Origin of the sequence: Pseudomonas sp. P5_109, from assembly GCF_034009455.1 — a bacterium.
Taxonomy (GTDB): domain Bacteria; phylum Pseudomonadota; class Gammaproteobacteria; order Pseudomonadales; family Pseudomonadaceae; genus Aquipseudomonas.
Window position 1 is genome coordinate 1878301 of the sequence record NZ_CP125380.1, and the last position, 11970, is coordinate 1890270.

13 protein-coding genes and 1 riboswitch are annotated in these 11970 nt (G+C 57.8%); of the genes, 6 read left to right on the forward strand and 7 right to left on the reverse strand.

Going from position 1 to position 11970, the window contains the following annotated elements:
* Positions 1 to 97 precede the first annotated feature (97 nt).
* A complete protein-coding gene (locus tag QMK54_RS08410) occupies positions 98 to 307 on the forward strand; it encodes a hypothetical protein (RefSeq protein WP_320402337.1) in 210 nt (69 codons plus the stop codon).
* Positions 308 to 329: 22 nt separating this feature from the next.
* Here the strand turns inward: QMK54_RS08410 and QMK54_RS08415 are convergent, their stop codons facing one another.
* From QMK54_RS08415 to purM, 5 genes are all read right to left on the reverse strand, one after another.
* The gene (locus QMK54_RS08415; protein WP_320402338.1) at positions 330 to 1028 is read right to left on the reverse strand and encodes a DUF4225 domain-containing protein; all 699 of its coding nucleotides are present in this window, start codon (positions 1026 to 1028) and stop codon (positions 330 to 332) included.
* Positions 1021 to 1521, reverse strand: a complete 501-nt coding sequence (locus tag QMK54_RS08420) for an Hcp family type VI secretion system effector (RefSeq protein WP_320402339.1) — start codon at positions 1519 to 1521, stop codon at positions 1021 to 1023. The genes QMK54_RS08415 and QMK54_RS08420 overlap by 8 nt, the downstream gene beginning before the upstream one ends.
* Positions 1522 to 1963: 442 nt before the next feature.
* Positions 1964 to 2677 carry a DUF3108 domain-containing protein gene (locus QMK54_RS08425; protein WP_110659458.1) on the reverse strand — a complete coding sequence of 238 codons (714 nt, stop codon included), beginning with the start codon at positions 2675 to 2677 and terminating at the stop codon, positions 1964 to 1966.
* 8 nt (positions 2678 to 2685) lie between these two features.
* A complete protein-coding gene (gene purN, locus QMK54_RS08430) occupies positions 2686 to 3336 on the reverse strand; it encodes a phosphoribosylglycinamide formyltransferase (RefSeq protein ID WP_110659459.1) in 651 nt (216 codons plus the stop codon).
* Positions 3336 to 4394 (reverse strand): phosphoribosylformylglycinamidine cyclo-ligase, encoded by a 1059-nt coding sequence (gene purM / locus QMK54_RS08435; protein ID WP_053156858.1) that lies wholly within the window; start codon positions 4392 to 4394, stop codon positions 3336 to 3338. The genes purN and purM overlap by 1 nt, the downstream gene beginning before the upstream one ends.
* A 385-nt stretch (positions 4395 to 4779) precedes the next feature.
* Between purM and QMK54_RS08440 the strand changes: the two genes are divergently transcribed.
* The 5 genes from QMK54_RS08440 to QMK54_RS08460 all read left to right on the forward strand — a co-directional run bounded on the left by QMK54_RS08440 (position 4780) and on the right by QMK54_RS08460 (position 9437).
* Positions 4780 to 5835, forward strand: a complete 1056-nt coding sequence (locus QMK54_RS08440) for a DUF2066 domain-containing protein (RefSeq protein ID WP_223593354.1) — start codon at positions 4780 to 4782, stop codon at positions 5833 to 5835.
* A gap of 36 nt (positions 5836 to 5871) precedes the next feature.
* Entirely contained in the window at positions 5872 to 6945 is a 1074-nt protein-coding gene (locus QMK54_RS08445; RefSeq protein WP_110662248.1) for an AI-2E family transporter, read from the forward strand.
* Positions 6946 to 7176: 231 nt separating this feature from the next.
* Positions 7177 to 7881 (forward strand): DnaA regulatory inactivator Hda, encoded by a 705-nt coding sequence (gene hda / locus QMK54_RS08450; RefSeq protein WP_007984552.1) that lies wholly within the window; start codon positions 7177 to 7179, stop codon positions 7879 to 7881.
* A 221-nt stretch (positions 7882 to 8102) separates the two neighbouring features.
* Entirely contained in the window at positions 8103 to 8735 is a 633-nt protein-coding gene (locus tag QMK54_RS08455) for a C40 family peptidase (RefSeq protein WP_110662247.1), read from the forward strand.
* A gap of 165 nt (positions 8736 to 8900) precedes the next feature.
* A complete protein-coding gene (locus QMK54_RS08460; RefSeq protein ID WP_110662246.1) occupies positions 8901 to 9437 on the forward strand; it encodes a C40 family peptidase in 537 nt (178 codons plus the stop codon).
* Between the two features lie 147 nt (positions 9438 to 9584).
* Here QMK54_RS08460 and QMK54_RS08465 read toward each other — a convergent pair whose 3' ends face one another.
* Both QMK54_RS08465 and QMK54_RS08470 read right to left on the reverse strand, forming a co-directional pair.
* Positions 9585 to 10898, reverse strand: a complete 1314-nt coding sequence (locus QMK54_RS08465; protein ID WP_320402340.1) for a sorbosone dehydrogenase family protein — start codon at positions 10896 to 10898, stop codon at positions 9585 to 9587.
* Between the two features lie 66 nt (positions 10899 to 10964).
* Complete coding sequence (locus QMK54_RS08470; RefSeq protein ID WP_110661989.1) at positions 10965 to 11549, reverse strand: hypothetical protein; 585 nt, start codon at positions 11547 to 11549, stop codon at positions 10965 to 10967.
* Positions 11550 to 11702: 153 nt separating this feature from the next.
* Positions 11703 to 11937: riboswitch (cobalamin riboswitch) on the forward strand.
* The last annotated feature ends 33 nt before the right edge of the window (positions 11938 to 11970 follow it).

Here is an 11970-nt window from a genome sequence, read left to right on the forward strand (position 1 = left end):
ATTACAAATGCTTTTCTGGTGCCGTCCGAAGAAGTGTTGATTTGTTTTGCAAGGCCGTATTAATCTCGATGCTCACATCGGTTGGATATGATGGCTAATGAATCTTGAAAATATTCGATACCATATCGCAGTCACTCTCTTGGTTTTAGGGTGTTCAATTCCGGTCATGGGAATGGTGGTCTGGGTAATTACTGAGATAATCCCGCTTGAAGGTCGAGCCTTGAAAATTGCTTATTTAACAACCTATGTGTTTATAGTATTGCTTGGCTTGCGCTTTTACATTCCAAGAATGCGCGGCATGACATAAAATAGCAGCGCATCATCCAGTATTATGGATTATTAAGTGTTGATTGGTTTTCTTCGTAAATGGCGCTCAATGTGATCGAGTCAACTAATCCTTCAAAGAGCAAAGCCAGCCTCCCAGTTTGCTGATAGCTCCGCTCATTACTAATAGGGTCAAATCGAAAAAACTGTACAGAGCCTGGTTTTCGCACAACTCTGAACATTCCGTAACCCGACAAGATCAAGTCTGTTGTGTAGTACGCCATATTGCCGCTGTAGCTATCCCTAAATAACGCCTGATAGCCGCGCCGAATAGGTCCTTGAGTGGCAGGCATGTCTGGGCCGTTATAAATATTGGCCGCACCTTCGGCGATATTGTTAGCCCCATGACTGACTAGAAGTGTGCCAGGTATAATTCCGACTCCCCAAGATGCACCTGTAACCACTACCCCTGCTTTAATCTGTGCGCCTCCTGCTAGAATATTGATGCCGTTTTGAGTATAAAAAAGTGACTTGGATATTAGCTCCGCATGTTCAGCCCCGATCTGCTGCAGCCCTTCCCATGCGCTTATCACGCCCTCATCAACGGCCTGAATAATTTCATCAGCATAGGCAGATACAATCGATCCAAATCGTAGCCGCTCCATGCCATCAGGGATGTGCGTCATGCCTATGCTGCAGCCAGCTGCAACTAAATCTGACGCCGCTCTGGTCACGTCATGAATATCACAGGAAGTTTCATTCATTATCATTCATCCAGCTACTGTAAGCGCTTGTTGCTCCCGGAATGTGCGCCCAAACAATATCTCTATATCGAATAGATACCAACTCTTGCGGCTCGGCATCATTCATGCGAATTGCATGGGGTACCTGCTGACTGATATGTGCAATACGCGCCCCTGTGAGGCGAATGGAATAATACCGTTCTTGCCCTCCAGTCGAGGCAGTCCTGTATAAATTGATGGTGCAGTCCAATTCTTCACCACCATGCAGTGCGCTCGCCAGCAGTGGTGATGATTTGTCGATGGCTTTGGTTATCATGATAGGCATGTGTTTACCGCGACCACCGGTAATGCTTCCGTCATTGCCTGCAACCATATCATGCGAAAAAGCCAGCACCATGATTTCGTCCTGATGACCGAATTGGCACTTATTGCCGATAGAACTTTGGCCTGAGCAGCCGGCAGAAATCTTCCCTTGATGCTTACCGGTAATACTCATGTAGCTATGGCTCGCCATTAAGGTCGCTCCTTAATTTATTGGGAGCGCCAGATTATAGGAGAAGTGTTGATCCTGGCTGTAGGCTGTTTCTGAAAATGCAATATTTCACCCGTTTTTTTTAGATTAAGAAATTGCTGTGGGGAATTACGACGTGGCTTGTAGGGTTAAGGCGTCAGGGAAGATCTAAGAGTTTGGGTGCTAAAAAATTCCCGGTACTTAAATCTGGTTTCTTAAAGTATCTATATTCTTGTGTTCGAAGGTTTTTCAGCGGGGATGTATGAAGTGCGGGTATTAATGTCGTATGGGCTAAAGAGTTGCCGAGGGCGAGCGGTTCCTGTTCAGCAGTAAAAAATCCGATGCCAGAGGTCTGGCATCGGATTTTCGGAGAAGCTCGCAGGGGTTTAATTGCTTACGCAAACTACGTTGCCGCGATGGCGGGGCTTTTTCGTATCGATCCGGATCAGCTGCCTTTGACAGCCTTACCGTTGACCGTGCCGTCCAGGAGCATGATGTTGTACTCCTTGCCGTCGTTTTCGACCTGTTGCAGGCGGACCAGCAGGTAATCCCAGTCCTTGGCGAACCACATCACGGTGATGCGTTTGCTTTGCGTTGGGTCGCGCACGCGCTCAACCTTGATCGCATCGATCTGGCCAGCCTTGGTGTCGACTTTTTCCGAACCCAATACGCGGAAGTCATAAGTGTCGACTTCGCCGCCGTCGACCACTTGATAGCTCATGGTCTTCTTGCCAGCGGCGACATCGTGTTGCAGCGCCAACTGGTAGGTTGATTTGTCGACCATGCCACGGTTGAGGGGGAGCTTGACGGCGTCACCGCGATCGGTGCCGGTGATCATCTTGGTGTTCCAGTCGAAATCCAGGTCCGATTTCTTTGCCTTGCCCAAGCCGCCACGTTCAAAGTGGTAGGACTCTGGAAGCAGCGTGTCCTTGTCCAGGGTCAGGGTGCTTTCCTCGGACAGGCTGGCGATCATCATCGACGCCTTGAAACTCAGTTTCCATTTACCGTCGCTGGTTTTTTCCAGGCTGCGCTCGGCGGTGCCGCTCATGGGCAGCTGTTTCCAGTCGGCGGTGTAGCTGGCGGAGAAGGGTTGAAGGTCTGCCGCCTGGGCGAAGGGCAAGGCGAGCAGAGCGCAAGCGAAGAGCAGGGCGCGACGCATAAAATCTCCTAGTTTCGAATCAAGTGGCCGCTGGCCGCGAGTATCTGTCCATCCAGTAAAGCACCTTGCTCGCCGAGGGCTAGACGACCTTCGGCAAACCAGCGTACGGCCAACGGGTAGATCAGGTGTTCCTGAACATGGACCCGCTGCGCCAGACTCTGCGGCGAATCCTGTAACTCTACCGGTATTACAGCCTGTACGACCAGTGGTCCGCCATCGAGTTCCTCGGTGACGAAATGCACGGAGCAGCCGTGCTCGGTGTCGCCGGCCTCCAGCGCGCGCTGATGAGTGTGTAACCCTTTGTATTTGGGTAGCAGCGAGGGATGGATATTGAGCAGGCGACCCTGGTAGTGGCGTACGAAGCCAGCGCTGAGAATGCGCATGAATCCGGCCAGTACCACGAGTTTGGGGTTGAAGGCGTCGATCAGTTCGATCAGCGCGGCGTCGAAGGCCTCGCGGCCTTCGAAAGCCTTATGATCCAGGGTGCGGGTGTCGATACCCGCGTCCCTGGCGCGTTGCAGGCCGTAGGCGTCGGCGCGGTTGGAAATCACCGCGGCGATGCGGACCGGGCTGTCGCCGGTCCGCGTGCTGTCGATCAGGGCCTGCAAGTTACTGCCGGTGCCGGACAACAGCACCACCACATCACAGGTCTGAGACATCAATGAGCCTTGAGGTTCTTCAGTTCAACCTGAGCCGCGCCTTCGGCAGCGGTGGAGATCTGGCCGATGACCCAAGGCTGCTCGCCGGCTTCACGCAGTACATTCAGCGCGGTTTCAACGTGCTCTTGAGCGACGCAGATGACCATGCCGACGCCGCAGTTCAGCACGCGGTGCATTTCGTTTTCGTCGACGTTGCCTTTCTCTTGCAGCCAGTCGAACACGGCAGGACGGGTCCAGCTCGCGACGTCAACCACGGCTTGTGCGCCTTTTGGCAGAACGCGCGGGATGTTGTCCAGCAGGCCGCCACCGGTGATGTGGGCCATGGCTTTGACAGCGCCGGTTTCCTTGATCAGCTTGAGCAGCGGCTTCACGTAGATGCGGGTCGGGGCCATCAGCAGGTCGGTCAGCGGCTTGCCGTCGAGCTGGGTGTTTTCGATGTCCGCGCCGGACACTTCGATGATCTTGCGGATCAGCGAGTAGCCGTTGGAGTGCGGGCCGGAAGACGGCAAGGCGAGCAGGGCATCGCCGGCAGCAACCTTGGAACCGTCGATGATTTCGGATTTTTCCACGACGCCGACGCAGAAGCCGGCCAGGTCGTAGTCTTCGCCTTCGTACATGCCTGGCATTTCAGCGGTTTCGCCGCCAACCAGGGAGCAACCCGACAGTTCGCAGCCAGCGCCGATGCCGGTCACGACCTGGGTCGCGGTTTCGACGTTGAGTTTGCCGGTAGCGTAGTAGTCGAGGAAGAACAGCGGCTCGGCGCCGCACACCACCAGGTCGTTGACGCACATGGCAACCAGGTCGATGCCGATGCTGTCGTGCTTGTTCAGGTTCAGTGCCAGGCGCAGCTTGGTGCCGACGCCGTCAGTACCGGAAACCAGCACAGGCTGCTTGTAGCCGGCCGGGATTTCGCAGAGGGCGCCGAAACCGCCCAGGCCGCCCATGACTTCCGGGCGCGCAGTGCGCTTGGCGACGCTCTTGATGCGTTCGACCAATGCTTCACCGGCGTCGATGTCTACACCGGCGTCCTTGTAGCTCAGGGAGGGTTGCTTGCTCATGATCCAGGCCTTTAGGGGGGATTCAGGGGTAACGACCGAGTTCAGCGGGGCCGCCGAAATCGACGAAGGCGATTGCCTCACGCGAATTTCGAGGGTGCCCGGCTGTTGCCGGTCTGCGAAGGCGCGCGATTTTATCAGGCTTGAGCCGCAGCGGCCATCCTCAGGCCGACAGCAGGGCCATATCTGCTCAAAAAAAACCGTTGAGGCGCGGTGTTGGTGGCATCCTGCATGGCTGTATAAGGTATCGCGATTAACCGTCTATCGTTATGACAGTGCGAAAACTTACCCGGGACGTGTGAATGTTTTGCGTCGGGCAATGGTCACAGCCTTGCTCGATCGTCTTCATGCGGTCTGTTCCAGCCGCTCTTGTCGTCAGGAATCTTCCATGCGTTTTTGTAAATTCTTGCTTGTGAGTTGTTTGTCCGTGGTCAGCCTGGTCAGTCATGCCGAAACCGTCAAAGGCCTTTATCAGGTGCGCGAGCCGGTGAATGGCCAGTCGCCCGAGGAACGCGATCAGGCGACCCAGCGTGCGTTGGATACCTTGGTGTTGCGCCTGACCGGTGATCCCAAGGCCGCTCAAAGTCCGGGGCTGGCAGCGATTCGCAAAGATCCGCAACAGATCATCAGCCAATATGGCTTTGAAGCCGGGCCGCCGGAAGTCCTTAAAGTCGATTTCGATCCTGGCACCACCGAGCAGGCCATGCGCCGCGCCGGCCTGGCCTTGTGGGGGGCGAATCGGCCGTCGATCCTCGGCTGGTGGCTGAACGATTCCACCGAGGGATCCAGCCTGATCGGCGACGGCCAGGCCAGCGCGGTGCCGCTGCGGCGGGCTGCTCAACACCGTGGCTTGCCATTGCGCTTGCCATTGGCGGACCTGAACGAGCAGATCGTCGCGACTGCGCCGAATCTGGAGGGCGCAGATCCGGCGCCATTGCATGCGGCCTCGGAGCGCTACAACGCCGATGCTCTGCTTGCGGTACACGCCAAGGAAGAGGGTGGCCAATGGCAAGCCAAGTGGCAATTGTGGCTGGGGGATAAAAAAGAGACCGGCAGTGTGCAGGGCGCCGATCAGGCTGCCGTGGCCGATGCGGTGATGCTGGCGGTCAACGAGACCCTGGCGCCGCGGTTCGTCGCCAAGCCTGGTGCTTCGAGTGCGCAGTTGCTGGAAGTGCAAGGCATGAATCTTGAGCACTATGCGTCCCTTGGGCGCTTGCTGGAACCCTTTGGCGGGCGCGTGCAAAGTGTCGACGGCGACCGGATCGTCTATCGGGTCAATGGCAGCGTCGACCAGCTACGTGCACAACTGTCGCTGGCGAGGTTGCAGGAAACGCCAGCAGGTCAGGCACCGGCTCCGGCAGCGCCGGTTCAGCCCGCCGCCGGTGGTGCTGCCGTAGCAGCCCCGGTGCCAGCCCCGACACCGCAGTTGCGTTTTCGCTGGTAGTTTTTCTTTCTTTATATAGAAGCAATGGAGTGGTTCATGGCCGATACGCGGCGTTGGTTCTGGCTCGGTGGGGTGGTCCTGCTTTGTGTGTTTGTCTGGTTGTTGCATCCGATCCTGACACCGTTTCTGGTGGCGCTGCTGTTGGCCTACCTGTTCGACCCGCTGGTGGATCGACTGGAGAAGGCGGGTTTGTCTCGAACCTGGGGTGTAGTGGCGGTGTTTACCCTGTTTACCTTGATCTTCACCGCGCTGCTGTTGGTGTTGGTGCCGCTGCTCGCCAGGCAGCTGTTTCGTTTGTATGAGCTGGCCCCGCAGATGCTCGACTGGATACAGCACACGGCGTTGCCCTGGGCGCAATCGAAGTTCGGCCTGTCGGACGGTTTCTGGAAGTTCGACAAGCTGAAGGCAGCCATCAGCGAGCACATGAGTCAGACCACCGATGTCGTCGGCGTGGTGCTGAGCCATGCCACTGCCTCGGGCCTGGCGTTGATCGGCTGGCTGGCGAATCTGGTGTTGATTCCGGTGGTGAGCTTCTACTTGCTGCGCGATTGGGACCTGATGATGGCCAAGATCCGCGGCCTGCTGCCCCGTGAGCGTGAAGAGCGTGCGGTGTCGCTGGCGGGTGAGTGCCATGAAGTGCTCGGGGCGTTCGTTCGCGGGCAGTTGCTGGTGATGGTGGCCTTGGGCGTGATCTACGCGGCAGGGCTGATGCTGGTCGGGCTGGAGCTGGGTTTGTTGATTGGCCTGATTGCCGGTCTGGCGGCGATCGTGCCGTACATGGGGTTTATCATTGGCATTGGCGCAGCGCTGGTTGCGGGCCTGTTCCAGTTCGGCGGCGATCTTTACCCGATGCTCGGTATTGTCGCGGTGTTCATGGTCGGCCAGGCGCTGGAGGGTATGGTGCTGACGCCGTTGCTGGTCGGTGACCGGATTGGCCTGCACCCGGTGGCGGTGATTTTCTCGATTCTGGCCGGTGGTGAGCTGTTTGGCTTTACCGGTGTGCTACTGGCATTGCCGGTCGCGGCGGTGATCATGGTGCTGGTGCGTCATGTGCATGATTTGTATAAGGATTCTGAAATCTACGGCGGAGTCGACGAACCGGAGCTGTAAGGGGCGTCGATGGGCGGTCGCGGGTTGCCCGGGTTCGAGCCGGGTCAGCCTGCCTGCATCGCGCAACTGTCACATGCACCGCCAAAGAATCTGTCATAAAACCGGTGCAATAACGCAAACCTTTGATTTTGCTTGTGGTCTGTCGCATTGTGCCGACCCGGCTCACGGGTATAAACTTCGCAAACTTTACACAGAGGCCACTAACGGTTCCTTTGGAACTGTTCAGTCAGCATGAAACCGATTCAGCTGCCCCTAGGTGTGCGTCTGCGTGACGACGCCACCTTTATCAACTACTACCCAGGCGCCAATGCCGCTGCACTCGGCTATGTCGAGCGGCTGTGCGAAGCCGACGCCGGGTGGACCGAAAGCCTGATCTACCTCTGGGGCAAGGACGGAGTAGGGCGCACGCACCTGTTGCAGGCAGCCTGCTTGCGCTTCGAACAACTGGGGGAGCCGGCGGTCTATCTGCCGTTGGCCGAGTTGCTCGATCGCGGTATCGAAATCCTCGACAACCTGGAACAGTACGAACTGGTCTGCCTGGATGATTTGCAAGTGGTTGCCGGGCGAGCGGACTGGGAAGAGGCGTTGTTCCATCTGTTCAATCGCTTGCGCGACAGCGGTCGACGGTTGCTGATTGCCGCGTCGACATCCCCGCGCGAGCTGCCGGTGAAGCTGGCGGATCTCAAGTCGCGCCTGACCCTGGCCTTGATCTTCCAGATGCGTCCGTTGTCCGACGAGGACAAATTGCGTGCCCTGCAATTGCGCGCATCCCGTCGCGGCCTGCATCTGACCGATGAAGTCGGGCATTTCATTTTGACGCGCGGTACCCGCAGCATGAGTGCGCTTTTCGAGCTGCTCGAGCGTCTCGACCAGGCCTCCCTCCAGGCTCAGCGTAAGCTGACGATCCCGTTTTTGAAAGAAACCCTCGGCTGGTAAGCCCGCTGAAACCGGGGCTTTCAGCGTTTTTGGCATATTTCAGGCGCCAGAAATCGCGCTTTCCTGCAAGGTTGCAGGCCGCGTGCACGTTTAAAATGGGCTTAAGCGCTTAGATGTAAACGGGAAACCAAGAAGTCACAAAAAGATTGATTGAATTTGCAAATGAGGTCGATAGCGGGCATAGTCTCGACTTCTTTACAACTTCAGCCACGGTCGTGCCCATGCTAAATCGCTTCGCACCCCTCGTGCCTCTCGCACTCGTCACCCTGCTGTTCGGTTGCGCTGCCCACACTCCAGTGGCCCAGCAAGCTCCGCAACCGCAGGTTCAACAATCGGCTACTGCCCAGTCTTCCGCTCTCTTCCAGGAAGAGCTGGCTACCGAAAAAGAACTCGCAGACTTCGCTGGCGGCAAGTCCTACCAGCTTCCGGTTCTGGCCGACAGCATCCTCGAACGTGGCATGTCCCTGATCGGTACCCGTTACCGTTTCGGCGGTACTTCTGAAGCCGGCTTCGATTGCAGTGGTTTCATCGGCTACCTGTTCCGCGAAGAAGCGGGCATGAACCTGCCACGCTCCACCCGCGAAATGATCAACGTGGACGCTCCATTGGTCTCGCGCAGCAAGCTCGAGCCGGGTGACCTGCTGTTCTTCGCAACCAACGGCCGTCGCGGTCGCGTCAGTCATGCCGGGATCTACCTGGGTGACAACCAGTTCATCCACTCCAGCAGCCGCCGCAGCGGTGGTGTGCGAATCGATAGCCTGGGCGACAGCTACTGGAACAAGACCTTCATCGAAGCCAAGCGCGCCCTGGCAATGGCACCTAACGCGTCGCCAATCGTCACTGCTCGCAAATAAGCGCACAGTTTGTAAGGCAAACTTAAAGTCTTACTTGAAGTTTGCCATATAAGCGCTAGAATCCTGATGTATGAATGATGGCAAACCGCCTGCGTCCCGCGCAGGCGGTTTTCTTTTCTGCACTCCCGGCAGAAAAAGCCGCAGCCAGATCAGGATGCTCTGCTTATGACGACGTCGGCCCGCCTCGCAATCATGTTCTTCGCAGCGCTGCTCAGTGCCTGCGCCAGCCGCACACCGCCTCCTGCGCCGGTGGTTCGCGCTCCCATCGTATTCGGCTCCCCGCAAGCTTTTTCGCCCGAGGCGGAAGACGTGCTGTTTCGCGCGCTCGGCCTGGTGGGCACGCCTTATCGCTGGGGTGGCAACACGCCGGATTCCGGCTTTGATTGCAGCGGCCTGATCGCCTACGTGTACCGCGATGTCGCTGGCATTGCCTTGCCGCGCACCACTCGCGAGATGATCTCCATGCAGGCGGCGAATGTGGGCAAGGAAGGCCTGCAAACCGGTGACCTGCTTTTCTTCGCCACCAATGGCGGTTCCCAGGTCAGTCATGCCGGTATCTACGTGGGAGAAGGGCGCTTCGTCCACGCACCGGCCACTGGCGGCACCGTGAAGCTCGACAGTCTGTCCAAGACCTATTGGCAAAAAGCCTATCTGAGCGCCAAGCGTGTTCTGCAGCCTGAGCATCTGGCGCGCAATCCGTAAGGTCCGCAGTTGATGGTCATGAGCTGAACCCTGTGGGAGCGGGCTTGCTCGCGAAGGCGTCGTGTCAGTCGCTATTAATGTTGGCTGGCAAACCGCATTCGCGAGCAAGCCCGCTCCCACATTGGGTGTAGGTTGGCGGTTGGAAATTTACTTGACTGCCGACACCCGCCATACCTTGTTCCCCACATCATCGGCCACCAACAGATCACCCAGCTGGTCGATTACTACGCCCACCGGCCGGCCCATGGCTTGTTCCTTGTCGTTGAGGAAACCAGTGAGCACTTCAACCGGTTTACCCGAAGGTTTGCCTGCGCTGAACGGTACGAAAATCACTTTGTAGCCACTGTGGGGCTTGCGGTTCCACGAGCCGTGCTGACCGATGAATGCCCCTTGGGTGAACGGTGCCGGTAGCTTGCTGTTGTCGGCAAAGGTCAGGCCCAGTGATGCGGTATGCGGGCCGACGGCGTAGTCCGGAGCGATAGCCTTGGCCACCAGATCCGGGTTTTGTGGCTCGACGCGAATATCGACATGCTGGCCGTAGTAACTGAAGGGCCAGCCATAGAAACCGCCATCCTTGACCGAGGTGATGTAGTCCGGCACCAGGTCGCTACCGATTTCATCCCGTTCATTGACGGCAGTCCACAGCGCGCCCGAGTGGGATTCCCAGGCCATGCCGTTGGGGTTGCGCAGGCCGGAGGCGAAGATCCGGTGCTGGCCGGTGGCGCGGTCCACTTCCCAGATCGCGGCGCGACCTTCTTCCTTGTCCATGCCGTTTTCGGCGACGTTACTGTTGGAGCCCACGGTGACGTAGAGCTTGCTGCCGTCCTTGCTGGCGATGACGTTTTTGGTCCAGTGGTGGTTAAGCGGGCCACCCGGCAGGTCGATCACCTTGATTGGCGGTGACTTGATCTGCGTATCGCCACTTTCATAGTGAAAGCGCAGCAGGCTGTCAGTGTCGGCCACATACAGGTCGTTGCCGACCAGCGTCATGCCGAAGGGCGAGTTGAGGTTTTGCACAAACACCGTGCGGGTTTCCGCGATGCCGTCGTGGTCCTTGTCCCGTAGCAACGTGATGCGGTTCGGGCTGGGCACGGTAGATCCGGCACGCCCCATGACTTTCTTCATCACCCAGCCGCGAATGCCTTTGCCGTCTTCGGGTTTGGGGGGCGCGCTGGTTTCCGCCACCAGTACGTCGCCATTGGGCAGCACATAAAGCCAGCGCGGGTGGTCCAGGTCTTCGGCAAATGCGGCCACTTGAGTGCCCGCGGCAGCGACGGGTTTCGCACCCTGCGGCCAGCCGATGGCCGGGGCGATGTTCAGGGTCGGGATCAGGGTTTTGTTGGGGTTTGGTAGTTGGGGTGACGGACCGGTGCCATCGGAGACTTGCAGTGTGGAGGTCTCGCCACAAGCGGTGAGCCCTCCGCAGAGTGCGATAACGAGAACGAGCGGGATCTTGCGCATGCTGATGTTCCCTATGAATGCCTTGTTCTAATCATAGAGAAGCGTTGACGTGCGATGGTTCAACCCTCAACCGCGAGCCTCCTTGAACAGCACGGCAATACCGGGGTGATAGTTACCGGCTTCGTTGCGCAACTTGCGATAGGCGTAGGGGAAATACCAGGCGACCGCGCAGGTGTGTTCCTTTTGCAGGTCGTCGACCATGTCCTGGAGTTCTTCCGGTGTGGCGCCTTGCTGGGCTTTTTGCGGGGCGACGAACAGGCAGCCGAGTTTCAGGTCGCTGGCATGGCTCACGCGCTTCGCATCGCTGGCGATGTCGAGCAGGGCCTGGGTCAGGTTGAGGCTGTTGACGCGTGGCCAGCGCTGGCTGGTCTGGAGATAAGCACGGGTTTCGGCCGAGGCGAGGAGCAGGTCGGCGCGACTGTTGCGTTCGCCTTCTTCGGTCTGTTTGCGAGTGGGCGTCTGTTGCAGTGTGACCATGTCGGCCATCCAGGCGGCGGCAGACAGCAGGCCGAGATTGGCTTTTTCGTCGTGCCAGTACGGTGTGTCGCCATCGCCGCGGACGGCGTTGTAGCGGTCGATGCATTCGAACCAGCGTTCGAGCACCGGGCGCAGGAATTCCAGCTTTGGATTGCTGATGATCATGCCTTGCATGGGCTCACCCTTGTTATTGTGTTGTGGGGTTATGGCTCTTTGATATCATCGCTGAGGGCGTGACACAAGATTGACGTCGGTTTATTGATTGAGGACAGTTATTCGGCCACTCGCCTCCCGGCTTTAATTGACGCTCCATCCCCAACCCTCTAACCTTCGCGGCTTGTTTCAGGTGCTCTGTGACTTGGGTCGACAGAGTGAAACAGGGAAGCCGGTGAGTGAGTTCTTCTGTTGGTCGAAGACCCGCGATTCCGGCGCTGCCCCCGCAACGGTAAATGAGTGAAAACTGTGTGTGATGCCACTGTGTCGATTCGATGCGGGAAGGCGCACAGTCTGGCCCCTCGGCCACTCATGAGCCCGGAGACCGGCCTGATTCATCCAGCGGCATCACGGTGGGCGATGCCAGGCTTGTTGCCTTCTA